Below are 24,087 nucleotides of genomic sequence, written 5' to 3'. Positions count from 1 at the left end.
TGACAGCGCTGTACGGACGTCTTGTGCTGGAAGGGCGTGAGGCGCCCGGGCGGAAGGGGACGGACCATGGCACGTGCGGTCGGGATCGATCTCGGGACGACGAACTCGGTGGTGGCCGTCCTGGAGGGCGGCGAGCCCACCGTCGTCGCCAACGCGGAGGGCGCGCGCACCACACCCTCCGTGGTGGCGTTCGCGAAGAACGGCGAGGTACTGGTCGGCGAGGTGGCCAAACGGCAGGCCGTGACGAACGTGGAGCGCACCGCGCGCTCGATGAAACGGCACATGGGCGACGCGCACTGGCGCTTCCCCGAGCAGGGCTCCGTCGACGGCGCCCGGCTGCGCGCACAGGAGCTGTCGGCGCGGGTGCTGCAGAAACTGAAGCGGGACGCCGAGGCCTACCTCGGCGAGGACATCACGGACGCCGTGATCACCGTACCGGCGTATTTCGACGACGCCCAGCGGCAGGCGACCAAGGAGGCCGGGGAGATCGCCGGCCTCAAGGTGCTCAGGATCATCAACGAGCCCACGGCCGCCGCCCTCGCCTACGGCCTGGACCGCGGCGAGGAGCAGACCGTCCTCGTCTTCGACCTGGGCGGCGGCACCTTCGACGTGTCCCTGCTGGAGATCGGCGACGGCGTCATCGAGGTGAAGGCCACCAACGGCGACACGCACCTCGGCGGCGACGACTGGGACCAGCGGGTCGTCGAGTACCTGGTCAAACGGTTCAAGGGGCAGTACGGCATCGACCTCGGCGCCGACAAGATGGCCGTGCAGCGGCTGCGCGAGGCCGCCGAGAAAGCCAAGATCGAACTGTCCTCGTCCTCGGAGACCTCGATCAACCTGCCCTACATCACCGCCTCCGCCGAGGGCCCGCTGCACCTGGAGGAGAAGCTGACGCGCGCCCAGTTCCAGGAGCTGACAGCCGACCTGCTGGACCGCTGCAAGCAGCCCTTCCACCAGGCGGTCGAGGACGCCAGGGTGCAGTTGTCCGCGATCGACCACGTCATCCTGGTCGGCGGCTCGACCCGGATGCCCGCCGTCACCGACCTGGTCAAGGACCTCACCGGCAAGGACCCGCACAAGGGCGTCAACCCCGACGAGGTGGTCGCGGTCGGCGCGGCCCTCCAGGCCGGAGTCATCCGCGGCGACGTCAAGGACGTCCTGCTCCTCGACGTCACCCCGCTGTCCCTCGGCATCGAGACCAAGGGCGGCATCATGACCAGGCTGATCGAACGCAACACCACGATCCCGACCCGGCGTTCGGAGATCTTCACCACCGCCACCGACAACCAGCCCTCGGTCGGCATCCAGGTCTACCAGGGCGAACGCGAGATCGCCGCCTACAACAAGAAGCTCGGCGTCTTCGACCTCACCGGCCTGCCGCCCGCCCCGCGCGGCGTCCCGCAGATCGAGGTGGCCTTCGACATCGACGCCAACGGCATCATGCACGTCTCCGCGAAGGACCTCGCCACCGGCCGCGAGCAGAAGATGACCGTCACCGGCGGCTCCGCCCTGCCCAAGGACGACATCGACCGCATGATGCGGGAGGCCGAACAGTACGCGGAGGAGGACCGCAAGCGCCGTGAGGCCGCCGAGACCCGCAACCAGGCCGAGCAACTCGTCTACCAGACGGAGAATTTCATCCGCGACAACCAGGACCGTGTGCCCGCCGGCACCCGCACCGAGGTCGAGGCGGCGGTCACGGAACTGAAGACCCTGCTGGAGCAGAACGCGGACCCGGCAGCCCTGCGCACAGGAGTCGAGAAACTCGCCACGGTCAGCCAGAAGATGGGCCAGGCGATGTACGCCCAGGCCCAGCCGTCGGCCTCCGGCGCTCCGGCCGAGGAACAGAGCACCGGTGCCGACGAAGAGGGCGTGGTGGACGCGGAGATCGTCGACGACGAACGCGACGCGAAGGGCGGTGCGGCCTAGGGCCTGTCCGGCGGATCAGGCCGACTCCGGACCGAGTACGGGTCGTCCGTCGCCCTGCCGCCGCTTCTCGGGACGAGCGGCGCCGGGAACCGATGAGTCCATGAGCCTGGGATGTTGCCGTGCCAGGTGCAGGGTGATGCCAACGGTCAGGCCGCCACCGGAATCGGCGCTCAGCGCCAGATCCGCCCGGTGTGCTGTGGCGATGGCCGAAGCGAGTGCGAGTCCCAGACCGTGGCTGCGCGGGGCTCGTTGCCGGCGGTGCGCCCTCCGCCACGGTAGAAGGGTTCAGGGCGTGCAGCCGCGCGACCGGCTCCGGGAACTCGAACGGTTTGGTCAGGTAGTCGTCCGCGCCCAGTTCCGGCCCGGCGACCTTTTCGCCCGGACGGCGTGCCGCAGTCAGCATCAGGATGCGGCAGGTCGGGTGGTTCTCCACGATCAGCTTGCAGAGCCGGTCGCCGTGGATACCCGGCAGATCCCGGTCCAGGACGGCGGCGTCGTACTCGGTCACGGCCAGGCTCTCGAGCGCCGCGTCGCCGTCGTGGACGATGTCCACCGCCATGGCTGCCCGGCGCAGCCCGCTCTGCAGCGCCTCGGCCGGCATGACCTCGTCCTCGATCACCAGCACCCGCACCGGGCCACCTCCTTGTCCACCGACCCCGCCGGCGCGCTCCGCCGCAAGCGAACGTCGTTCTCGATCAAGCACACACATCCCGCCCCCACCGGACACGGGGCCCTCGCACCCGGCAGGGATAACTCGGACAATCCTGGGTTCCGCCGATCACGGACGCGGAGGGAGGATGCACCTCGGCATCAGGCAGGCCTCCGGCTGCTCCGACCTCCGCCGACACGCCTCGGGGCGCACAGTCACCGGGCGACAGCGGCGGTGTCGGTGCCGCCGGTCCGGCCGACCTCGACCGGCTCTCCCGGCTTGACGTTGTCGAGGTTGTCGGGCTTCGCGCCCGGCACCTCCGTCAGGGTCGGGGCGGAGCCGGAGGTCGACGCGGCCGCGAAGCCGGCACCACCCGAGCACCCTGCGACGACGATCGCGGCGGCAACGGCCATCTGGGCCCTACGAGTCAGCTTCGACTTTCTCTCCTGTGGCGGTTTCCTTCCGCATGTCGAACGACACGTGGTCCGCCGGGACCGTCCGGCGACGCAAGAACGAAACCGGTTCAGGCACATGGTCAACGTCTCGTGGAACCCATAGGAATTCCATACCCGCTCCCTCCCCCTGGACCTGGCGTCCCTCGACCTCGGCATGGCTAACCGCCCAGCCGCTCCCAGCCCCGCCGCTCCGGACGCGGGCCGAGCTGCTCCGGATCCCGTGTCCTGTAGACGACATACGGCCGCGACAGGTACGGCACCGGTGCGCTGAACATGTGCACCAGCCGGGTGTACGGCACCAGTGCGATCAGGACCATGCCGACCACCGCGTGCACCTGGAACAGCACCGGGGCGTCCGCCATCAGCTGGGTGTCCGGCCGGAGCATGAACAGACTGCGCGCCCACGGAGCGATCGTCTGCCGGTAGTCGTATCCGTTGCCCGACACATGACTCAGCTTGGCGACCATGCCCAGCACGACGGCGGAGACCAGGAACAGGTACATCACCTTGTCGTTCACCGTCGTCGCCCGGAACACCGGTGCCCGCGTCCGCCGCCGGTGGACGAGAAGCCCCAGGCCGCAGAGCGCGAGAGCACCGGCGAACGTACCGCCGTACAGCGAGAACAGGTGGTACGTGTGTTCGCTGACGCCGATCGCGTGTGTCCAGGACTCGGGCACGAACAGCCCGACCAGATGCCCGGCCAGCACGAACAGGATGCCGTAGTGGAAGACGGGCGAGGCGATGTTCAGCAGCCTCGACTCGTAGATCTGCGACGAGCGCGTGGTCCAGCCGTACTTGTCGTAGCGGTAGCGCCAGGCCAGCCCGGCGACCAGCAGTGCGAAGGCGATGTAGGGCAGCGCGCCCCACAGGAGAGTGGTCATGAGCGCGCTCCGGTGTATGCGGTCGGCAGTGTGGCGCATACCGCATCCAGGACGCCTGCATACGGTGTGCCGTAGTCGGTCAACCGGGAACACAGCTGTTCCAGGCCGTCGCGGTATGCGGTCAGCAGACCGGTGTTGCCGGTGCGGGCGGTGAACTCCAGGACCGCCGGCAGGAAGTCCGGCAGCTCCTCGCCGCTGAACTCCAGCCCGTGCTCCCGGTAGACGTCCTTGAACCGGACCAGGGACATGCCGCGCCGCCGGGTGTCGCCGTCCCGCCACCAGCTCAGATACAGGCTGTGCCGGTTCCTGAAGTCGAAGACCTGCACATAGTGCGCGGCCAGCTCCTGCGGCGCGGTGACCGCCGCGTGGTCGGTGAACGTCCGCAGCTGCGGGGCGGCTTCGCGCAGCAGCGGCAGCCGGGCGAAGAAGTCGTCGTCCGGATAGGTCAGGCAGAGCGCCGCCGCCTGGTACAGCACCGCGTCCGAGGGCATCAGGTCTCCTTGGCGTCGTCCGCCTGGTCAGAGGTCTGCCGCCTGCGCAGCAGATGGAAGTTCTCCACGGACACCAGCGGCAGCTGCCTGCGGCCGGAGTCCTGGCCGAACGGGCCGTCGCCGCCCATGCCGGGCCCGCCGTCGTAGTCGAGGCTGCACCCGCCGGGCAGGGCCGACTCCTCCAGCCGGCGGGCGTCGCCGACGGCGGCGGTCGGGATGACGTACCGGTCCTCGTACTTGGCGATCGCCAGCAGCCGGTACATCTCCTCGACCTCGTGCGGTTCCATGCCGACGGCGGCGACGACCGCAGGGTCCGGTTCCTCGCCGAGGTTGATCGCACGCATGTGGGAGCGCATCGCCGCCAACTTGTCCAGCGAGGCCCGCACCGGAGCGGTGTCGCCCGCGGTGAACAGCTCCGCCAGGTACTCCAGCGGAATGCGCAGCGTGTCGATGGCGCCGAACAGGTTCTGCGCGTCCTCCCCGTCGTGCCCGGTCTCGGTCAGCGCCTCCACCACCGGCGACAGCGGCGGGATGTACCAGACCATGGGCATCGTCCGGTACTCGGGATGCAGAGGCAGCGCCACCCGGTACCTGCTGATCAGCGCGTGCACGGGGGAGCGGCGGGCGGCCTCGGTCCAGTCGCGCGGGATGCCCGCCACCGCGCAGGCCCGCCGCACCTCCTGGTCCTCGGGGTCGAGGAACACGCCCAACTGGGCCTCGTACAGGTCCTTTTCCTCCCGCACGGACGCGGCCGCGGTCACCCGGTCGGCGTCGTACAGGATCACGCCCAGGTAGCGCAGCCGGCCCACGCACGTCTCCGAGCAGACCGTCGGCAGGCCGACCTCGATACGCGGATAGCACAGGGTGCACTTCTCGGCCTTGCCGGTGGCGTGGTTGAAGTACACCTTCTTGTACGGGCATCCGGTCACGCACATCCGCCAGCCCCGGCACTGGTCCTGGTCCACCAGCACGATGCCGTCCTCGGCCCGCTTGTACATCGCCCCCGACGGGCAGGAGGCCACGCACGAGGGGTTCAGGCAGTGCTCGCAGATGCGCGGCAGATAGAACATGAAGGTCTGCTCGAACGCGAACTTCACCTTCTCCGCGGCCTGCCTGCGGGTGCGCTCGACCATCGGGTCCAGGTCCCCGTGGGCGGGGGCGCCGGCGAGGTTGTCGTCCCAGTTCGAGGACCACTCGATCTTCATCGGCTTGCCGTCGAGGGAGGACACCGGCTGCGCGACCGGATAGTCGTCACCGAGCGGGGCGTCGGTGAGGTTGCGGTACTCGTACGTCCAGGGCTCGTAGTAGTCCTTGATCTCCGGCAGCTTCGGGTTGGAGAAGATCCCGGCGAGCTTGTGCAGCCGGCCGCCCGCCTTGAGCTTCAGGGATCCGCGCCGGTTCAGCTCCCAGCCGCCGCGCCACTTCTCCTGGTCCTCGTAGCGGCGCGGATAGCCCTGTCCGGGCCGGGTCTCGACGTTGTTGAACCAGACGTACTCCATGCCCCGCCGGTTGGTCCACGCCTGCTTGCAGGTGACCGAACAGGTGTGACAGCCGATGCACTTGTCGAGGTTCATGACCATCGCGATCTGGGCCATCGGGCGCATCAGTACTCGACCTCCTGGCCGCGGCGGCGGATCACCGTCACCTCGTCGCGCTGGTTGCCCGTCGGACCCAGGTAGTTGAACGCCCAGGACAGCTGGGCGTAGCCGCCTATCAGGTGGGACGGCTTCAGGATCAGACGGGTGAGCGTGTTGTGGATGCCACCGCGCATGCCGGTCGTCTCCGTCTTCGGGACGTTCACGGTGCGCTCCTGCGCGTGGTGCATGTAGACGGTGCCGGCCGGCATCCGGTGCGAGACGACCGCGCGGGCCACGACCACACCGTTGCGGTTGACGGCCTCGATCCAGTCGTTGTCCTTCGCCCCGATGGCGTCCGCGTCCTCGGGGGACATCCATATGTTCTGGCCGCCCCGGGACAGGGCGAGCATGAACAGGTTGTCCTGGTACTCGGAGTGGATCGACCACTTGTTGTGCGGGGTGAGGTAACGGACCGTCACCTCCTGCTGCCCGTCCGGACCGAGCCGCGGCTCGCCGAAGAGTCTGCTCATGTCCAGCGGCGGCCGGTACACCGGCAGCGCCTCGCCGAGTTCGTGCATCCAGTCGTGGTCGAGGAAGAAGTGCTGGCGGCCGGTGAGCGTGTGCCACGGTTTACTGTGTTCGGTATTCAGCGTGAATGCGGTATACCGTCGACCGCCCGCCTCGCTCCCCGACCACTCCGGCGAGGTGATCACCGGCACCGGTGCCGCCTGCGTGTCGGCATACGTGATCCGCTTGCCCTCGTGCTCGGCGGCCAGCTGCGCCATCGCCTGCCCGGTGCGCCGCTCCAGCGTGCGGAAGCCCTGGGTGGCGAGGCGGCCGTTGGTGGTGCCGGACAGCGCCAGAATGGTGTCGGCGGCCTTCACCGCCGTGTCCAGCGAGGGACGGCCGTCGGCCGGTCCGCCGCGCACCGCACCGTTCAGCTCCCGCAGGTGCGCGACCTCTTCGTCCGGTCTCAGGACGATCCCCTTGACGGGCAGCCCGAGTTCCTCCACCAGCGGGCCGAGCGCGGCGAACCTGGCGCCGACGGCGGTGTAGTCGCGCTCGACGACGGTCAGGTTCGGCAGTGTCTCCCCGGGCACGGGGTCGCACTGCCCCCGCTTCCAGTCCAGGACCACCCCGCCGGGCTGAGCCGTCTCGCCCGGCGTGTCGTGCTGGAGCGGGCTCGCCACCAGGTCCTTGCGGACGCCCAGGTGGTCCACGGCCAGCTCGCTCAGCTTCTCGGCGAGTGCCTTGAAGGTGTCGAAGTCGGTGCGGGCCTGCCAGGGCGGGTCCACGGCCGGCGTGAAGGAGTGCACGAAGGGATGCATGTCGGTGGAGGACAGGTCGTGCTTCTCGTACCAGGTGGCCGCCGGCAGCACCACGTCCGACAGCAGGGTGGAGGAGGTCTGCCGGAAGTCCAGCGACAGCAGCAGGTCGAGCTTGCCCTCCGGTGCCTGCGTCCGCCAGGTGACATCGCGGGGCCGTTCGCCGGGCGCGGCCTCCTCGGCACGCAGCGAGGAATGGGTGCCCAGCAGGTGTTTGGTGAAGTACTCGGCGCCCTTCGCGGACGAGCCCAGCAGATTGGCCCGCCACAGGGTGAGCACGCGCGGCCAGTTCTCCGGCGCGTCCGGGTCCTCGCACGCGAACTTCAGGGTGCCCTCCCGGAGTTCGGCCACCGCCTCGGCCACCGGGTCGCCGAACACCTCGCCCAGCCGGAGCGGGTTGCGGTCGAAGGTCGGATACGACGGCATCCAGCCCGCGCGGGCCGACAGGGCCAGACAGTCGGCGCCCGTCATCCCCTCGAACCTGCCCTCGCCGAGCGGCGAGGCCAGCACCTCGGCGCCGAAACGGTCGTAGCGCCACTGGCCGGTGTTGAGGAACCAGTACGCGGTGCCGATCATCTGCCGGGGCGGCCGCGCCCAGTCGGAGGCGCCGGCCAGCGTCGCCCAGCCGGTCACCGGCCGGCACTTCTCCTGGCCGACGTAGTGCGCCCAGCCGCCGCCGTTGCGGCCCTGGCAGCCGGTGAGCTGCAGCAGGGCGAGGAAGGCGCGGTAGATCGTCTCGGAGTGGAACCAGTGGTTGGTGCCGGCGCCCATGAGGATCATGCAGCGGCCCTGGGACCGCTCGGCGGTCCGCGCGAACTCGCGGGCGATCTTCACGCACTTGGCCGCCGGCACGGAGGTGTGCTTCTCCTGCCAGGCGGGCGTCGCCGGGGAGCGGGCGTCCTCGTAGGAGGCGGGCCAGTTGCCCGGCATTCCGGTCCGCCATATACCGTATTGCGCCAACAGTAGATCGTATACAGTCGTCACGAGTGGGCCGTCCGCCCCGCCCAGCCGCGTCGCCGGCACACTGCGCCGCAGTACCTCCCCGCGCCCCTGCCCGTGCTCCCCGCCCTCCGTGTCGAACCGGGGCAGCAGCACCTCGACCTTGGCCGCGGCGGCATGGTCGTACAGACTCAGCTCCGGCTCCACCGCGCCGAGTTCCAGGTTCCACCTGCCCTTGCCGGACTCGGTCCAGCGGAAGCCCAGGGAGCCGTTCGGGACGACCGCACGCCCCGTCACCCGGTCCAGGACCACCGTCTTCCACTGAGCGCCCTCGCCGTCCTGCCCCAGGCCGGCCGCGCGCAGGAACTTGTCCGGCACGTACGCCCCGTCCCGTTCGCCCAGCGTCACCAGGAACGGCAGGTCGGTGAACTTCCGTACGTAGTCCGCGAAGAACGGGGTCTGCCGGTCGACGAAGAACTCCTTGAGGATCACATGCCCCATGGCGAGCGCCAGCGCGCCGTCGGTACCGGGGTGCGGGTGCAGCCACTCGTCGGCGAACTTGGCGTTGTCGGCGTAGTCGGGCGCCACCACCACGACCTTCTGGCCGCGGTAGCGGGCCTCCGCCATCCAGTGCGCGTCCGGTGTGCGCGTCACCGGCACGTTCGAGCCCCACATCACCAGATAGGCGGCGTCCCACCAGTCACCGGACTCCGGCACGTCCGTCTGGTCGCCGAAGACCTGCGGGGAGGCCACCGGAAGGTCCGCGTACCAGTCGTAGAACGACAGCATCGGCGCGCCGATCAGCGAGTGGTACCGGGCGCCGGCCGCGTGCGACACCATCGACATCGCCGGGATCGGCGAGAACCCGGCTATGCGGTCGGGGCCGTAGGTCTTGATGGTGTGCACCTGGGCGGCGGCGACCAGCTCCACCGCCTCGTCCCAACTCGCCCGCACCAGACCGCCCTTGCCGCGCGCCTGCTGGTAACGGCGCCGCCGCTCCGGGTCGTTCTGCAGGTCCGCCCAGGCCAGCACCGGATCGCCGAGCCGCTGCTTCGCCTCCCGGTACAGCTCCAGCAGCACGCCCCGGACGTACGGGTAGCGCACCCGGGTGGGGGAGTAGGTGTACCAGGAGAACGCGGCGCCGCGCGGGCAGCCGCGCGGCTCGTACTCGGGCCGGTCCGGGCCCACCGACGGATAGTCCGTCGCCTGGGTCTCCCAGGTGATGATCCCGTCCTTGACGTACACCTTCCACCGGCAGGAGCCCGTGCAGTTCACCCCGTGCGTGGAGTGCACCACCTTGTCGTGGCTCCACCGGTCCCGGTAGAAGGCGTCCGCCCCCCGGCCGCCGGTCAGCGTCACGCTGTGCAGGTCCCGCGCCGGGGTGCCCGGCCGGAAGAACCGCCCGGCACTCAGCAGCGCCGCGCCGGGCTCCCTGGGTGGTTGCTGCGTGTCCGTCACGTGCGCTCCCTTGCTCACCCCGTGGTTCAGAACCTAGGGGAGGGCAGGGGAGCGCACCTGTTCAGACCACCCGTCCGGGTCAGGGCTTGCGTGCCACCCCCGCGTACACCGGCACGACGCCCTCCGCCTGTACCGCCACGTCCTCCGGCTCCGGGCGCCAGCCGTGCACGGGCATCACCCCCGGACCGAGGAGTTCCAGACCGTCGAAGAACCGCCGGAACCCGGCCAGCGTGCGCGGGTGGAACGGTGTGCCGCTGCGGCGGAACAGTTCGGCGGCCCGCGCCACCCCGTCGGGGCTGAGGTCCTGCGTGACCTGGGAGAGGATCAGGAAGCTGCCCGGGGCGAGCCGCGCGACATAGCGTTCGACCAGCCCGTACACGTCGTCTCCGTCGGCCGCGTCGTCCAGGTAGTGGGTCAGCGCGACCAGCGACAGAGCCACCGGCCGGCCGAAGTCGAGACTCTCCCCGGCCCGCCGCAGGATCGTGCCGGGGTCACGGACGTCGGCGTGGATGTACTCCGTGCTGCCCGCGGCCGACCCGTGCAGCAGTGCCTCGGCGTGCCGCAGCACGATCGGGTCGTTGTCCGCGTACACCACCCGGGACTCCGCGGCCGCACCCTGCGCCACCTGGTGCAGGTTGGGCTCGGTCGGGATGCCCGTGCCGATGTCCAGGAACTGGCGGATCCCCGCCTCGGCCGCCGCACGGACGGCGCGGTGCATGAACCGCCGGTTGGCACGCGCCCCGCGCACCGCCGTGCCGTCCGCGGCCAGGATCCTGCGCGCCAGCTCCTCGTCCACCGGGTAGTTGTCCTTGCCGCCCAGCCACCAGTCGTACACCCGCGCCGGGTGCGGCCTGCCGGTGTCGATCGCGGTGGGGGGCTCGGCGTGCGGTCCGGTCATGCGGTGTGTGCTCCTCGTCCGGTCACAAGCGGTCATGGGTCTCAGGAGGTCCCTGGTCACCCCGGGGCCGCAGGTGCGCCGCCCGCCCGGGGCTCAGAGGGTCTCGCGGTACTCCCGCAGGATCTTCTGTGTGCGCTGCGCGGAGGCCGCCCGGGCCGTCATGTGGTCCAGGACCTCCAGATGCGCGGCGACCTCCTGGCGGGAGTCCAGGTACAGGGCGCCGGTCAGGTACTCGGTGAACACCATGTCCGGCAGCTCCGGTTCGGCGAACCGGAACAGGGTGAACGGGGCGTACGTCCCCGGGTGCGGGCCGGCCGCGAACTCGGCGAGCTGCAGGGTGACCCGGTCCCGTTCGGCGTACTCCAGCAGCCGGTCCAGCTGGTCGCGCATCACCTCGGACCGGATGCTCACCGGGCGCCGCAGCACCGTCTCGTCCATGATCACCCACAGGTGGGGCGGATCGTCCCGCTCCAGCAGCCGCTGCCGCTCCAGGCGCAGCGACACATGCCGCTCGACCGTCTCCGGACCGGTCTGCCCTATCGTCCCGGCCTCCATCACCTCGCGCGCGTACGCCTCGGTCTGCAGCAGGCCGGGCACGAAGTGCGGCTCGTAGGAGCGGATGATCCGGGCGGCGCCCTCCAGGCTCACGTACAGGCTGAACCAGTCCGGCAGCACATCGTGGAACCGCTGCCACCAGCCCGGCTGGTTCGCCTCCTCGGCCAGCCGCACGAACGCGGCGGCCTCCTCCGCGGCCACCCCGTAGGTGGACAGCAGCACCTGCACGTAGGGGATCTTCAGCGCGACCTCGGCCATCTCCATCCGCCGTACGGTCGCCGACGCCACCCGGAGCACCCGGGCGGCCTCCTCGCGGCTGAGACCGGCCGCCTCCCGCAGCTCCTGCAGCCGCTTGCCGAGCACCACCTGGCCCACGGTGGGCGCAGCCCGCCGCTCACTCACGCCACGCCCTCCCCTACGCGCCGAAGTACGCGGGCAGTCTGTCATGCGCCGCCGCTTCGCACAGGCGGTCGAGCCGACCCGGTCCGGCGTTACCCGTCAACCGGCCAGTGTGTGCAGGTACTTGGCGGTCGCCGGGTCCGCGGGCAGGAACGTCTCTATGGCGAGTTCGGCGACCGTGACGTCCATGGGCGTGTTGAACGTGGAGATCGACGACACGAACGACAGGACCCGTCCCCCGTGCTCGATACGCAGCGGCAGCGCGAAGTACGGCACCGGCTCGGCCGGTTCGCCGCCCGGCGCGTCCTCGGGCACCGGATAGGCGGACACCTCCTCGTACAGGGTGCGCAGCGGCTCCGAGCGGTGCAGGGCGAGCTGCCGCTCCATCTGCGCCAGCAGATGCCCCCGCCACTCGCGCAGATTGCGGATGCGGGGCGCGAGCCCCTCCGGGTGCAGGGTCAGCCGCATCGCGTTCTGCACCGGCGTCATCAGCCGCTCGGGCACGCCCTCCAGCAGCATGGCGATGCCCCGGTTGGCGGCGACCACCGTGTACCCGGCGTCGACCACCAGCGCCGGATACGGCTCGTACCCCTGGATGAGCCGCTGCATGCCGTCGCGCAGCGCGTCCAGCGCCGGGTCGTCCAGCGGGGTCTCCGGATAGTGCGGGGCGTAACCGGCCGCCAGCAGCAGGGCGTTGCGCTCGCGCACCGGCACGTCCAGGTGTTCGGCCAGCCGCAGCACCATCTCCGCGCTGGGCCGGGACCGGCCGTTCTCGACGAAACTGATGTGCCGTGCGGAGGAGTCGGCGCGCAGCGCCAGCTCCAGCTGCGAGATCCGGCGCCGCTCCCGCCAGGCGCGCAGCAGCGGACCGACGCCCTTGTCGCCCTTGTTGTCCTTGTCGGCCTTGCGGTTCCTGCCGGTCCTGTCGGCGGGGGTGGCGGCGGAGGCGGAGGGGCCGGTCGCGACAATGGTCATACGGACGACCGTAGTCGAGGAGTCCGCCCGGCGACCGCAGCCGGCGGCCCCAGTCGAGGAGCATGCACATGAACCAGCCGTGGAAGCCGTCCTGGGAGGCCGCGGCCGTCCACCGGTCCAGGGTCCGCGGCTGCCTGCTCGGCGGCGCCGTCGGCGACGCCCTCGGCTACCCCGTCGAGTTCGCCTCCCTCGACCGCATCCGCGCCGCGCACGGTGAGCGCGGGGTGACCGGCCTCGTGCCCGGAGCGCACGGCAGGATCGGCCTGGTCAGTGACGACACGCAGATGACCCTGTTCACCGCCGAGGCCCTGCGCCAGGCCCGTGCCCGGGAGCGGGAGAAGGGGATCGGCGGCGGCTGGGCGCTGCTGCTGCGCCAGGCGTACGAGCTATGGCTCACGACCCAGTCGACGCCGGGCCCCGAGGAGACCGAAGTGCCGCACCACGGCGGCCTGCTCGCCGAGGCCTGGCTGTATGCCCGCCGCGCCCCCGGCAACGCCTGCCTGTCCGGCGTCGCCCAGATGTACGCCCCCGACCCCCTGCTCCCGCTCGACGGCAGGCCCGGCCAGGTCAACCCGGACTCCAAGGGCTGCGGCACAGTGATGCGCTCGGCACCCTTCGGTCTCGTCGACACCGCCGACGGGGCCTTCGCCATGGCCGCCCGCAGTGCCCAGATCACCCACGGCCACCCCACCGGCTACTACGCGGCGGGCGCCCTGGCCGCGATCGTCGCGCACCTGGTCGCCGGCGAGTCCCTGGAGGGTGCGGTGCTGCGCACGCTGCGCCTGCTGGCGTGCCACCCCGGCCACGAGGAGACCACGGCCGCCCTGCGCGAGGCCCTCGACCTGGCCGCGCAGGGGTCACCGACCGCTGAGAAGGTCGAGTCCCTGGGCGCGGGCTGGGTCGCCGAGGAGGCCCTCGCCATCGGCGTGTACTGCGCGCTCGCCGCGCCCCGCGTCGAGGAGGCCCTGCTGCTGTCCGTCAACCACTCGGGTGACAGCGACTCCACCGGCTCCCTCTGCGGCAACCTGCTCGGCGCCCGGCACGGCGATGTCGGCCTGCCCCACACCTGGGTCGAGCGGGTGGAGGGTCGCGCCACGATCGCCGCACTCGCGGACGACCTCGCGGCGGAGTGCGCCCGGGGCTGAACGTGGCAGGCTGAAGACGTATCCGGCGCTCCACGAACCAGGGACCGGCCGCGACGAGCACGTATCCGGCGCTCCACGAACCACGGACCGGCCGCCACGAGCACGTATCCGGCGCTCCACGAAGGGAGACAGGCATGGCCGTCGAACCGCTGTCGCAGAAGGAGATCGAGGACCGGCTGGCCGAGCTGCCCGGCTGGTCGCTGGACGGGGACCGACTCACCCGCACCTACCGGCTCGGCTCGCACTTCGCCGCGACGGCACTGGTCGTGCACATCGCGCGGATCCAGGACGAACTGGACCACCACTCCGACCTCACCCTCGGCTACCACACCGTCTCCCTCAGCGTGAACACCCACAGCGTGGGCGGCGCCGTCACCGCGAAGGACTTCGAACTCGCCCGCAGGGTGGAGGACATCGCCCCAGGTCACGGACCACACTGAGGGGCATGCTCGACTACGACAAGGAAGCCGGCGCCTACGACGCGTCCCGCGGCGGCGAGCCGCGCGCCGAGGCGGCCGCAGCCGCCGTTCTCCGTCTGGTCCCCGCCCGGCCGGGCCGTCTCCTCGACGTCGCCTGCGGCACCGGCATCGTCACCCGGCGCCTGGCAGCCGCCCGGCCCGGGCTGCGGGTGACGGGCGCGGACCTCGCCCCCGGCATGGCCCGTATGGCGGCCGCCCGGCTGCCCGGCGCGGTCCTGCGGGCCGACAGCCGCCGCCTGCCCTTCGCCGACGCCACCTTCGACGCGGTCACCAGCGTCTGGCTGCTGCACCTGCTGTCCGGGCCCGCCGACGTCCGCGCCGTCGTCGCCGAGTGCGCCCGCGTGCTGCGCCCCGGCGGGGTCTACGTCACCACCGTCGACAAGGCCGCCGCGCACGACGTCGGCAGCGACATCGACGGCGTTCTCGCCCCGCGCCCGCGCAGGCCCGCCCAGGACGCCGCCGCCGCCGTGGCGGCCCACGCGGCCGAGCACGGGCTGCTCCCCTGCCAAGAGGCCTCCTTCCCCGGCCTGGGGCAGGGCCGCAGCCCCCGTTCCACCATCGCCGACCTGCGGCGCGGCTGGTTCACCGTGCTGCCGCCCGGCGATCCGCGCACCGAGGAGTTCGCCGCACAGCTGGCCCGCCTCCCGGACCAGGACCGCCCCCGCCCCGACCCCGTCTTCGGCGTGCGCGCCTTCAGGAAGCCGGCGGCCGTGTGAAGTCCGTCGTCCAGTCGGTCACCCAGGTCTCCCCGCCGTCCGCCGAGAACGCCTGCTCCCAGCGGGCACCCGCCGGGGAGACGCCCGACCGGACGAACCGCACCCGCACGTCCTTGCCGCCGTGCGTGTCGCAGCAACTCGCCGGCGCCGGTCGGCAGAATCCAGCCCGTCCGGCGTTCGAGGACGAGGCCGTTCAGGCCGACGGGGGTCTGGGGGCGGAGCCCCCGGCTCGAGCCGCGGACGAGGGCACGCGTCGGGCCAACAGGCTCCTCAATTCGGCCGAGGCCGGCGCAGCGAAGTCGTGCGGGCTGCTCCTGAGCGGTCTCCCGTGGTTCCCTCGGGCAGGCTGTCGGCCAAGTAGGCGTCGAGGTCGGGGACTTCGGGGGCCAGCAGGTGCCGTACCCAGGCGTCCCGCTCGTGCAGGATCGGCGGCAGCTCCCAGACGCAGCCGATCCACGGCAGATCCGGCCGGACGAAGCGGGCAGGATCGCGGTCCGGGCAGCCGAGCACCGGCTGGCCCGCCGCCGCCCCCCGGAAGTGCAGGACGTTGTCCCACACCCAGCTGTACGCGTTGAGATAGGCGCCGTCGTCGTCGCCCCGGTGCAGCACCACGAACGTCGCCGGCGGCGTCCCGTCCGGCTCCGGCAGCAGCTCGGGCAGGATCGCGTACGCCGCCTTCTCGACCTCGGGCGCGATGCCCGCCGGGTCGGCGGTGACGTGGTAGCGCTTGACGTGCCGCCCGGCCACCTCGATCGGCGGCGGCACGGTCAGCAGTTTCTCTCGGAAGACCATGGCCGCGACGCTAGAACCCCTTCACTGACACCATGTGTCAGTGAAGTCCAGCCGTCTCGTCTCGATCCTGCTCCTGCTCCAGACCCGGGGCCGGATGACCGCCGCCCAGCTCGCCGAGGAGCTGGAGGTCTCCGTGCGCACCGTCTACCGCGACGTCGAGGCGCTGAGCGCGGCGGGCGTCCCGCTGTACGGCGACGCGGGCCACGCCGGCGGCTACCGCCTCCTCGACGGCTACCGCACCCGTCTGACCGGCCTCACCACGTCCGAGGCCGAGGCCCTGTTCCTGGCCGGCGCCCCCGGCCCCGCCGCCGACCTGGGGCTCGGCCCGTTCCTGGCCGCCGCCCAGCTCAAGGTCCGTGCCGCGCTGCCGCCCGAACTGCGCGGCCACGCCGACCGGATCAGCGGCCGCTTCCACCTCGACGCCCCCGGCTGGTACGCCGCCCCGGACGACACCCCCCACCTGCCGGCCGTCGCCGACGCCGTCTGGAACAGCCGCGTCCTCGACGTCCTCTACCGCCGGTGGCGCGAGCCCACCGACGTCCGCCGCCGCCTCGAACCGTACGGCCTGGTCCTCAAGGCGGGCCGCTGGTACGTGGCCGCCGGCCCGGGCCCGCGCACCTACCGCGTCGACCAGATCCTCGAACTCACGGCGACCGACGACGCGTTCACCCGGCCCGACGACTTCGACCTGGCCGCGTACTGGTCGGCGTACCGGCACGACTTCCACGACCGCCTGCACCGGGGCGAAGCGGTGGTACGGCTGGCCCCCGGCGCCCGCCTCAGCGGCCCTGCGGGCGAGGCCGTACGTGCCGACGGGCGCCCGGAGCCGGACGGCTGGACCCGCGCCACCGTCCCCATCGAGTCCGTCGACCGCGCACACGCCGAGTTCCTGAGCCTCGGCACGGACATCGAGGTCCTGGCACCGGCCGAGCTGCGCGAGCGCATCGCCCGCACCGCGAGCCGACTGGCCGCCAGGTACGGCAACTTCCGTGCGGGCGGCGGCGACTGAGAGGCGACCCAGTCCGTCCTCCCTGGGAGGTACGCCCCGTGCAGCACCCGCACCCCCACCGCAGACGCCGAGGCGCCGTCCTGGCCGCGACTGCCGCCACCGCGGCCCTGATCGGCGCAGGCCTGACGGCACTCTCGCCCGGATCCGCCCAGGCCGCCACCGCCCGGCAGGTCGAGAAGCTCGACCGCGGCGTCGTCAGCGTCCACACCGACAGCGGCAACCTCGTCGGCTGGCGCTGGCTCGGCACCGACCCCGACAACGTCTCCTTCAACGTCTACCGCGCCGGTACGAAGGTCAACCCGACCCCGATCACCGGCTCCACCACCTTCTTCCACGCCGGCGCCCCCGCCCAGGCCGACTACACGGTCCGCGCCATCGTGGGCGGCGTGGAACAGGGCGAATCCGTCAACGCCGTCCAGTTCCGCACCGGCTACAAGGACGTACCGATCACCCCGCCCGCCGGCGGCACCACCCCCGACGGAGTGTCGTACACCTACGAGGCCAACGACGCCTCCGTCGGCGACCTGGACGGCGACGGACAGCTGGACTTCGTCCTCAAGTGGCAGCCGACCGACGCCAAGGACAACTCCCGGTCCGGCTACACCGGCGACACCTACCTCGACGGCATCAAGCTGGACGGCACCCGCCTGTGGCGCATCGACCTGGGCCGCAACATCCGCTCCGGCGCCCACTACACCCAGTTCCAGGTGTACGACTACGACGGCGACGGCAAGGCCGAGATCGCCCTCAAGACGGCCGACGGCACGGTGGACGGCACGGGCACCGTGATCGGCAGCGCCTCCGCCGACCACCGCAACTCCGGCGGCTACGTCCTTTCCGGACCCGAGTACCTCACCCTGTTCAACGGGCAGACGGGCAGGGCCATGCAGACCGTCGACTACGTCCCGGCGCGCGGCACGGTCTCCTCCTGGGGCGACTCCTACGGCAACCGCGTCGACCGCTTCCTGGCCGGCACCGCCTACCTGGACGGCTCCCGCCCCTCCCTCATCGAGGCCCGCGGCTACTACACCCGTACGGTCATCACCGCCTGGGACTGGCGAGGCGGCACCCTCACCCGCCGCTGGACCTTCGACACCAACTCCTCCACCAACAGCGGCAAGGGCTACGACGGCCAGGGCAACCACCAGCTGTCCGTCGCCGACGTCGACGGCGACGGCAGGGACGAGATCGTGTACGGCTCGATGACCGTGGACGACAACGGCAACGCCCTGTGGACGACGAAGAACGGCCACGGCGACGCGATGCACGTCGGCGACCTGGACCCGTCCCGGCCCGGCCTGGAGGAGTTCAAGGTCGACGAGGACTCCTCGAAGCCGTCCTCCTGGATGGCCGACGCGAGGACCGGTCAGGTCCTGTGGTCCACGGCCCCGAACGGCGACAACGGCCGGGGTGTGTCCGGGGACGTCTGGGCGGGCAGCCCGGGCGCCGAGTCCTGGTCGTCGGCCGAGAGCGGCATCCGTGACCCGAAGGGCACGGTCGTCGCGAGCCGCAAGCCGGCCGGCACCAACTTCCTCTCCTGGTGGGACGGTGACACCGTCCGCGAGCTCCTCGACGGCACCCACATCGACAAGTACGGCACCACGTCCGACACCCGCCTGCTGACCGGCGCATCCGTCCACTCGGACAACGGCACCAAGGCGACCCCGGCCCTGTCCGGCGACATCCTCGGCGACTGGCGCGAGGAGGTCGTCTGGCCGACGACGGACAACACGGCCCTGCGTATCTACTCCACCCCCTACGACACCAGCACCCGCATCACGACCCTCCTCCACGACAGCCAGTACCGCACGGCGCTGGCCTGGCAGAACACGGCCTACAACCAGCCACCCCACCCGAGCTTCTTCATCGGCGACGGCATGGCGACGGCGCCACGGCCGGCCGTGTTCACGCCGTGAGCCGACCGCACCCCGAACGCGTGAACGTCTGAACGCGTGAACGTCTGAAAGGGCGGGAAGGGCTCCATCCACTTCTCGCGGATCCCGATTGCGCGGTGCGCGGCTCCCAGCCGCTTCCCCGCGTCTCCTGAGGGTCCTTCCCGCCACCTCCAGCACACCACGGGAAGCGCCGTTCCACCAGTGCCGGGCGGCCCCGATCCCGCCCCGCGATCACGCGGAGTCAATGCTCATGACCACAGCGCATCCCGGCGTTCAGGCGACCGTGCAGCTCCGGTCGCCCAGTTCGAAGGACGTCGGTTCGGCGTCGGCGCCCGTCCAGGAACCGGTGAAGCCGAAGCCCACCGACGAACCCGACGCCACCGTGCCGTTCCGGCTCACGTTCCTCACGGTCACCGACGTGCCCGACTGGGTCCAGTCGGCGTTCCAGAGCCGGGTGATCTTCTGGCCGTCCGCGAAAGGCCAGGTCAGGGACCATGCGGACCAGGCGGTCGAGCCGGTGTTCGTCAGCTGGACGTCCGCTTGGAAGCCGCCCGGCCACTGGTTGGTGATCTTGTACCTGACCGTGCAGGCACCGGACGCCGGCGGGGTCGTACCGCCGTCGCCACCGCCGCCGCCCGTCTCGGAGGTGTCGCCGTAGACGACGCCCCGCCCGTTGCAGGAGGAGGGCGCGAGAGCCGGGCGGCCCCCGGTGAGGGTGGGGACCGCCCGGCCGGCGGTGCGATGTCGCGCCCCACAGGGGCACGGGGAACGGCGCGACCAGCCACCGGCAACCCGCGGCTGCCGTGTCGGCCGAGGCCGCGCAGCGTCTCGCGGGGACTTATTCGAGCAACTCCGCGTACGAGCCCATGGCCAGGGCGATGTCCGCCTCGGCCCAGAACCGGTGGTACGTGAAGACGGGCGCCGCGCCGCCCTTGAGGTAGGCCTCGACCTTCGACCAGGCCGGGTCGTTCTTGTAGAAGGACCGGATCGAGGAGAACGTCGACGAGGAGTTGATCGCGTCGCCGTTCGGCATCGTGCCGCTCCAGCCGCTCGGCACGTACACGCTGTCGCCGAACCTGCTGTAGTCGCTGCGGGTCTCGGGGACGGCGACGCCGAGGCCGTCCTGGTAGTTGGCCCACATGCCGTCCAGCAGCGCCTTCGCCGTCGACTTCGCCGCCGTGTCACCGGACCTGGCGGCGTAGTAGGTGAGCGTCTTGGCGTAGGCGGCCGTCACGCCGACGTCGTCGGTGTAGTCGGCGACGGTGACGTGAAGTCCGCTGTTGCTGCCGGGACCTGACGCGTTCCAGGTGTCGGGCCGGCCGGACCACTGGAGCGTGGAGGGGATCCGGTAGGTGCCGTCCGGGTTGACCGTGGTCCTGGACAGCGCCCACTTCACCCACTTGTCGAGGATCGCCTTCGCGGGGGCGTTCCCGGTCTGCTGGTAGTACTCGGCGACCCGCTCCATCGACCAGGCCTGGAACCCGAACCACTGGTTCGAGGGCGGGTCGTGGTAGACGGGCTGCCAGTCGTAGTACATGCCGTAGAACGTCGACGTGTCCGCCGGCGGGGCGGCGTAGCGGCCCTGCCAGCTGTTGGTCGCGCCGCCCGCGATCGCACCCTCGGACGACTGCAGCCACTGGTAGAACTCCAGCTGCCGCTGCAGCGACTTGCCCCAGTCGGCCGCGCCCGTCGCCGACTTCGGCTTCAGGTCGGCGTACGAGCTGAGCGCGTATGCTGCCAGCGGGTTCTGGTAGCCGCCGTGGACATGGCTGGAACCGATCCGCCAGGCCCAGCCCGCGCTGGTGTCGGTGGCGCCGCCCCAGGCGTAGTACCAGGACAGCAGGTAGTGCGAGGCGTCCTTGCCGGTGCCGGCCGTGCAGGCGGACGGGCCGACACAGGTGCCGATCTTCTTGAAGTACTTGTCGTACATCGCATACCGCAGGTAGTCGCCCATCTTCGCTGCCTTGGCGACCGTTGCGGACACGTCAGGGCCCTTGCCCTGCGCCTTCGCCCACACGTCCGCCCAGTACGCGGCCTGCACCGCGCGCGCATCCGCGTCCGGGGCGTCCGTGTACTTCCACTGCCTGGCGTAGGAGGAGTCGCCGGTGAACAGGTCCAGATAGCCGTTGGTGCCGCCGTACCGGAAGGCGTCGCAGGTCGGCTGCGGGACGGTCTCCCAGACCGACTCCTGCGGACCGCGCTGGAAGGTGTTGATGTACGACGGCCCCGTCGCCGTCGGGCCCGCCTCGCACGCGCCCGGCTCGTTGCCGTAGCCGTAGACGTTGTCCACGTCCTGGATCCAGTGCATACCGTATACGTCGTCCGTACCGTATGCAGTCTTCAGTTCACCGGCGATCGGATCCGATCCCACCGGCACCGACGTGTCCAGCTTCGCCGGATACTCGTTCGGCGTGTCCAGCTCCGGCGCGTACGTCGCCGGCTTCGAGGCGTTGTAGAAGGAGTTAGTCGGCTGGTCGGCATGGGTCGGGATCATGTACTTCTCCATGAGGGCCCACGCGCCGTTGAACTTCGACCAGTCACCGGTGACCTTGCCGTACATGGCCTGCAGCCAGAGAAGGTAGCTGTAGGCCTCCGACGTGGTCTCGTGGCCCTGGTCAGGGGCCTCGACGATCAGCGTCTCCACCGAGTGGTACGGGATCCCCTCGGGGGAGAAATAGCCGTTCGCCGGATTGGTGATCTTCCCGTACAGGTCCAGGAAACGGGCGTCGTACGCCTTGGACGCGGCCAGCTCCGTCACCGTGACCGTCGCCTTGGTGTGGCCGGTCGCCGTGGCGGTGAAGGTGGCGCTGCCGGTGCCGGAGGTGTCGGCGGCGATGGTCACCGTCTGTCCGGTGTTCCAGCTGGACGGCGTGAAGACCAGTGACGAACCGCCGGTGACCGTGAGGCCCGTGTTGCCGTCCGTGCGGGCCACGCTCACGGTCACACTCGCGCTCGGCTGCGTCGACAGCTTCACGTCGAACGAGCCCGACTTGCCCTGCTGGATGCCCAGCTGGGCCGGCGAGGCCACGACCGCGGGTCCCGAGGCGACCGTGATGCCGACCGGCGTGGACGCGGCGGACGCGCCGAGACTGTCGTACGCCTTCGCCACCAGCGAATGACTGCCCACGGTCAAGCTTGAGGCCGGGAGCGTGTAGGGCGCGCTCGTGTCCGTACCGAGCAGCGTGGTGTCGTCGTAGAACTCCATCTTGCTGATCGTCGCGTTGTCGGCCGCCGCCGCGGTCGCCGCGAGCGGCACCGCGTCCCCTTGCGTGTACACCGCGCCGGCACTCGGGCTGGTCAGCACCGTGACCGGTGGCTGGTGCGCGCCGGCGCAGGTGGTGCCGTTGACCGCGAAGGAGGCCGGGGCGGCGTTGGCGCCGCTGTAGGTGAACTGCGCGCCGGCGGAGACCGCGGCTCCGGCGGCGATCGTGCCGTTGTACGAGGCGTTCTGGACGGTGATCGTCCGGCCGGACTGGGACCAGGTGCCGTTCCAGCCGTTCGTCAGCTTCTGGTTGCCCGTGTAGTCGTAGGCCAGGGTCCAGCCGTCGATCGCGGCCGTGCCGCGGTTCGTGATCGTGAGGTCGGCCGTGAAACCCGAACCCCAGTCGTTCGTCTTGTAGTCGACGCTGCACTGGACGGTCGCCGCGTGCGCGGCGGTGGTGCCGGTGGCGAGCATCGTCAGGGGCAGGGCGAGTGCGGCCGGTGCGGCGGTCCACCACCGCCGCACGGCTCTGCGTCTGCGTCCGGGATCCATGTGCTGGTTCCTCCTTGCGGCGTGCGGCTCGGGAGAAGTCAAGGCTTGAACCAGTGGGAGCGCTCCCATAGTGAGGATGCGCCTGTGAGGGGTCAAGGTGCTTGAAGAGTCGAAAAGATTCGACGGATCCGGTTGAGGAAAAGTCAGGCAACTCCCCTGGGCAACCAAGCCACTTGGCGCTACGTTCCTTCGCACCAGTGGGAGCGGTTCCATTCAGTCGACGCGCCGGTCACGGCGCGCCAAGCTGCAAGGAGTCGCTCATGCGACACCCCCCGCGTTCAGTACTTTTAACCGCCGCCGGTGCGGTCGCGCTCCTCGGAGGCGTGGGCGTCCCGGTGGTCACGGCCGAGGGAGCCACGCCCGCGTGCACGGTGGAGTACGCCGTCACCAGCCAGTGGGACAGCGGTTTCCAGGGCTCCGTGAAGATCACCAACAACCAGGCCGCGCTGAACAGCTGGCAGCTCACCTTCGACTTCGCCGGCGGACAGCAGGTCACCCAGGGCTGGAACGCCAAGTGGTCCCGGTCCGGCACCACCGTGACCGCTGCCAACGAGAGCTGGAACGGTGCGCTCGCCACCGGCGCGAGCGTCAGCGCCGGATTCCTCGCCTCCTGGTCGGGCAGCAACACCGTGCCGACGACGTTCAAGCTCAACGGCACGACGTGCAACGCGGATCCGGACCCCACGACACCCCCGCCGACCGATCCGCCACCGTCGGGCGGCACCGCACCCGCGCTGCACGTGTCCGGCACCAGGCTCGTGGACTCCGCCGGCCGGACCCGCCGACTGCTCGGCGTGAACCGCTCTGGCGGCGAGTTCATGTGCGTACAGGGCTACGGCATCTGGGACGGCCCCGTCGACGACGCCGCCGTCAAGGCGATCGCCGACTGGAAGGCCGACGCGGTCCGCATCCCGCTCAACGAGGAGTGCTGGCTCGGCCTGTCCGGCATCAAGCCCGAGTACGGCGGCACGAACTACATCAACGCCGTCAAGGACCTGGTGGCTCGCGTCGAGGCGCACGGCATGACACCGATCCTCGAGATGCACTGGTCCTACGGCCAGTACACCGGCAACTCGGCCGGCTGCTCCGACGTGCACGCCACCTGCCAGAAACCGATGCCGGACCAGCAGTACGCCCCGTCCTTCTGGGCGTCCGTCGCCGGAACCTTCAAGGACGACCAGGCGGCCGTGTTCGACCTGTTCAACGAGCCCTACCCGGACCGGGCGACCTCCAGCCCGGCGGACGCCTGGACGTGCTGGCGGGACGGCGGCACCTGCCCCGGGATCTCGTACGAGGTCGCCGGTATGCAGGATCTTGTAGACAGCATCCGAGGGGCCGGGGCGAAGAACGTCATCATGGTCGGCGGTCTGGCGTATGCGAACGACCTCAGCCAGTGGACTGCATACAAGCCCACCGACGCCACCGGCAATCTCGCCGCCGCCTACCACGTCTACAACTTCAACACCTGTGCCGGCGAGAGCTGCTGGAACTCCACCCTCGCCCCCGTCGCGGCCCAGGTACCGCTGGTGGCCGGGGAGATCGGTGAGAACACCTGCTCGCACGGATTCGTCGACCAGGTCATGAAGTGGTTCGACGACCGCGACCTGTCCTACCTCGGCTGGACCTGGAACACCTGGGACTGCTCCTCCGGCCCGTCCCTGATCTCCGCCTACGACGGAACACCCACCGCGTACGGCATCGGGCTGCGTGACCACCTGCGCGCCCTCAACCCGTAAGCCCCGCAGGGGACTCACAGAAGAAGG

Annotated in this window: 18 protein-coding genes and 2 pseudogenes; 7 read left to right on the top strand and 13 right to left on the bottom strand. The window is 70.9% G+C overall.

The window, feature by feature from the left end:
* Nucleotides 1-66: 66 nt before the first annotated feature.
* The gene (gene dnaK, locus ABZ471_RS00315; RefSeq protein WP_359060720.1) at nucleotides 67-1,932 is read left to right on the top strand and encodes a molecular chaperone DnaK; all 1,866 of its coding nucleotides are present in this window, start codon (nucleotides 67-69) and stop codon (nucleotides 1,930-1,932) included.
* Between the two features lie 286 nt (nucleotides 1,933-2,218).
* On the opposite strand, the pseudogene ABZ471_RS00310 reads toward dnaK, so the two are convergent.
* The 9 genes and pseudogenes from ABZ471_RS00310 to ABZ471_RS00270 all read right to left on the bottom strand — a co-directional run.
* Nucleotides 2,219-2,563, bottom strand: a pseudogene (locus tag ABZ471_RS00310) (response regulator); the annotation flags it as partial.
* Between the two features lie 233 nt (nucleotides 2,564-2,796).
* Nucleotides 2,797-2,994, bottom strand: a complete 198-nt coding sequence (locus tag ABZ471_RS00305; protein WP_359060718.1) for a hypothetical protein — start codon at nucleotides 2,992-2,994, stop codon at nucleotides 2,797-2,799.
* A gap of 200 nt (nucleotides 2,995-3,194) precedes the next feature.
* Nucleotides 3,195-3,917: a respiratory nitrate reductase subunit gamma gene (gene narI, locus ABZ471_RS00300; RefSeq protein ID WP_359060716.1), complete on the bottom strand. Its 723-nt coding sequence runs from the start codon at nucleotides 3,915-3,917 to the stop codon at nucleotides 3,195-3,197.
* The gene (gene narJ, locus ABZ471_RS00295) at nucleotides 3,914-4,408 is read right to left on the bottom strand and encodes a nitrate reductase molybdenum cofactor assembly chaperone (RefSeq protein ID WP_359060714.1); all 495 of its coding nucleotides are present in this window, start codon (nucleotides 4,406-4,408) and stop codon (nucleotides 3,914-3,916) included. The genes narI and narJ overlap by 4 nt, the downstream gene beginning before the upstream one ends.
* Nucleotides 4,408-6,012 (bottom strand): nitrate reductase subunit beta, encoded by a 1,605-nt coding sequence (gene narH / locus ABZ471_RS00290; RefSeq protein ID WP_359060712.1) that lies wholly within the window; start codon nucleotides 6,010-6,012, stop codon nucleotides 4,408-4,410. Before narH ends, narJ begins: the two co-directional genes overlap by 1 nt.
* The gene (locus tag ABZ471_RS00285; RefSeq protein ID WP_359060710.1) at nucleotides 6,012-9,707 is read right to left on the bottom strand and encodes a nitrate reductase subunit alpha; all 3,696 of its coding nucleotides are present in this window, start codon (nucleotides 9,705-9,707) and stop codon (nucleotides 6,012-6,014) included. Before ABZ471_RS00285 ends, narH begins: the two co-directional genes overlap by 1 nt.
* Before the next feature lie 79 nt (nucleotides 9,708-9,786).
* On the bottom strand, nucleotides 9,787-10,605 hold the full coding sequence (locus tag ABZ471_RS00280; RefSeq protein ID WP_359060708.1) for an SAM-dependent methyltransferase: 819 nt from the start codon (nucleotides 10,603-10,605) through the stop codon (nucleotides 9,787-9,789).
* A 93-nt stretch (nucleotides 10,606-10,698) separates the two neighbouring features.
* The gene (locus ABZ471_RS00275; RefSeq protein ID WP_359060706.1) at nucleotides 10,699-11,562 is read right to left on the bottom strand and encodes a helix-turn-helix transcriptional regulator; all 864 of its coding nucleotides are present in this window, start codon (nucleotides 11,560-11,562) and stop codon (nucleotides 10,699-10,701) included.
* Nucleotides 11,563-11,658: 96 nt separating this feature from the next.
* Nucleotides 11,659-12,534, bottom strand: coding sequence for a helix-turn-helix transcriptional regulator (locus tag ABZ471_RS00270; protein ID WP_359060704.1), 876 nt, complete (start codon nucleotides 12,532-12,534; stop codon nucleotides 11,659-11,661).
* Nucleotides 12,535-12,602: 68 nt separating this feature from the next.
* Here ABZ471_RS00270 and ABZ471_RS00265 point away from each other — a divergent pair, with 68 nt between their 5' ends.
* The 3 genes from ABZ471_RS00265 to ABZ471_RS00255 all read left to right on the top strand — a co-directional run bounded on the left by ABZ471_RS00265 (nucleotide 12,603) and on the right by ABZ471_RS00255 (nucleotide 14,874).
* Nucleotides 12,603-13,679: an ADP-ribosylglycohydrolase family protein gene (locus tag ABZ471_RS00265; protein WP_359060702.1), complete on the top strand. Its 1,077-nt coding sequence runs from the start codon at nucleotides 12,603-12,605 to the stop codon at nucleotides 13,677-13,679.
* 134 nt (nucleotides 13,680-13,813) lie between these two features.
* The gene (locus tag ABZ471_RS00260; protein ID WP_359060700.1) at nucleotides 13,814-14,119 is read left to right on the top strand and encodes a 4a-hydroxytetrahydrobiopterin dehydratase; all 306 of its coding nucleotides are present in this window, start codon (nucleotides 13,814-13,816) and stop codon (nucleotides 14,117-14,119) included.
* 5 nt (nucleotides 14,120-14,124) lie between these two features.
* The gene (locus ABZ471_RS00255) at nucleotides 14,125-14,874 is read left to right on the top strand and encodes a class I SAM-dependent methyltransferase (protein ID WP_359060697.1); all 750 of its coding nucleotides are present in this window, start codon (nucleotides 14,125-14,127) and stop codon (nucleotides 14,872-14,874) included.
* On the opposite strand, the gene ABZ471_RS00250 is transcribed toward ABZ471_RS00255, so the two are convergent.
* A complete protein-coding gene (locus ABZ471_RS00250; RefSeq protein WP_359060695.1) occupies nucleotides 14,852-14,977 on the bottom strand; it encodes a hypothetical protein in 126 nt (41 codons plus the stop codon). The two genes, ABZ471_RS00255 and ABZ471_RS00250, sit on opposite strands and share 23 nt — an antisense overlap.
* Nucleotides 14,978-15,144: 167 nt before the next feature.
* Entirely contained in the window at nucleotides 15,145-15,666 is a 522-nt protein-coding gene (locus ABZ471_RS00245; RefSeq protein ID WP_359060693.1) for a hypothetical protein, read from the bottom strand.
* A 40-nt stretch (nucleotides 15,667-15,706) separates the two neighbouring features.
* Between ABZ471_RS00245 and ABZ471_RS00240 the strand changes: the two genes are divergently transcribed.
* Nucleotides 15,707-16,675: a YafY family protein gene (locus tag ABZ471_RS00240; protein WP_359060691.1), complete on the top strand. Its 969-nt coding sequence runs from the start codon at nucleotides 15,707-15,709 to the stop codon at nucleotides 16,673-16,675.
* A gap of 38 nt (nucleotides 16,676-16,713) precedes the next feature.
* A complete protein-coding gene (locus ABZ471_RS00235; protein ID WP_359060689.1) occupies nucleotides 16,714-18,591 on the top strand; it encodes a rhamnogalacturonan lyase in 1,878 nt (625 codons plus the stop codon).
* 252 nt (nucleotides 18,592-18,843) lie between these two features.
* Here the strand turns inward: ABZ471_RS00235 and ABZ471_RS00230 are convergent.
* Together ABZ471_RS00230 and ABZ471_RS00225 are read right to left on the bottom strand one after the other, a co-directional pair.
* Nucleotides 18,844-19,251, bottom strand: a pseudogene (locus ABZ471_RS00230) (cellulose-binding domain-containing protein); the annotation flags it as partial.
* A gap of 157 nt (nucleotides 19,252-19,408) precedes the next feature.
* The gene (locus ABZ471_RS00225; protein WP_359060687.1) at nucleotides 19,409-22,324 is read right to left on the bottom strand and encodes a glycoside hydrolase family 48 protein; all 2,916 of its coding nucleotides are present in this window, start codon (nucleotides 22,322-22,324) and stop codon (nucleotides 19,409-19,411) included.
* 260 nt (nucleotides 22,325-22,584) lie between these two features.
* Between ABZ471_RS00225 and ABZ471_RS00220 the strand changes: the two genes are divergently transcribed.
* Nucleotides 22,585-24,060 carry a cellulose binding domain-containing protein gene (locus tag ABZ471_RS00220; RefSeq protein ID WP_359060684.1) on the top strand — a complete coding sequence of 492 codons (1,476 nt, stop codon included), beginning with the start codon at nucleotides 22,585-22,587 and terminating at the stop codon, nucleotides 24,058-24,060.
* The last annotated feature ends 27 nt before the right edge of the window (nucleotides 24,061-24,087 follow it).

The organism is Streptomyces sp. NPDC005728 (assembly GCF_040630895.1).
GTDB lineage: Bacteria > Actinomycetota > Actinomycetes > Streptomycetales > Streptomycetaceae > Streptomyces.
Note: the sequence above shows the minus strand (reverse complement) of the source record. Positions and strands in the feature narration are given on the sequence as shown.

Coding starts and splice junctions, on each gene's coding strand:
- dnaK (WP_359060720.1), top strand. CDS start 67: ATGGCACGTGCGGTCGGGATCGATCTCGGGACGACGAACTCGGTGGTG.
- ABZ471_RS00305 (WP_359060718.1), bottom strand. CDS start 2,994: ATGGCCGTTGCCGCCGCGATCGTCGTCGCAGGGTGCTCGGGTGGTGCC.
- narI (WP_359060716.1), bottom strand. CDS start 3,917: ATGACCACTCTCCTGTGGGGCGCGCTGCCCTACATCGCCTTCGCACTG.
- narJ (WP_359060714.1), bottom strand. CDS start 4,408: ATGCCCTCGGACGCGGTGCTGTACCAGGCGGCGGCGCTCTGCCTGACC.
- narH (WP_359060712.1), bottom strand. CDS start 6,012: ATGCGCCCGATGGCCCAGATCGCGATGGTCATGAACCTCGACAAGTGC.
- ABZ471_RS00280 (WP_359060708.1), bottom strand. CDS start 10,605: ATGACCGGACCGCACGCCGAGCCCCCCACCGCGATCGACACCGGCAGG.
- ABZ471_RS00270 (WP_359060704.1), bottom strand. CDS start 12,534: ATGACCATTGTCGCGACCGGCCCCTCCGCCTCCGCCGCCACCCCCGCC.
- ABZ471_RS00265 (WP_359060702.1), top strand. CDS start 12,603: ATGAACCAGCCGTGGAAGCCGTCCTGGGAGGCCGCGGCCGTCCACCGG.
- ABZ471_RS00260 (WP_359060700.1), top strand. CDS start 13,814: ATGGCCGTCGAACCGCTGTCGCAGAAGGAGATCGAGGACCGGCTGGCC.
- ABZ471_RS00255 (WP_359060697.1), top strand. CDS start 14,125: ATGCTCGACTACGACAAGGAAGCCGGCGCCTACGACGCGTCCCGCGGC.
- ABZ471_RS00245 (WP_359060693.1), bottom strand. CDS start 15,666: ATGGTCTTCCGAGAGAAACTGCTGACCGTGCCGCCGCCGATCGAGGTG.
- ABZ471_RS00225 (WP_359060687.1), bottom strand. CDS start 22,324: ATGGATCCCGGACGCAGACGCAGAGCCGTGCGGCGGTGGTGGACCGCC.
- ABZ471_RS00220 (WP_359060684.1), top strand. CDS start 22,585: ATGCGACACCCCCCGCGTTCAGTACTTTTAACCGCCGCCGGTGCGGTC.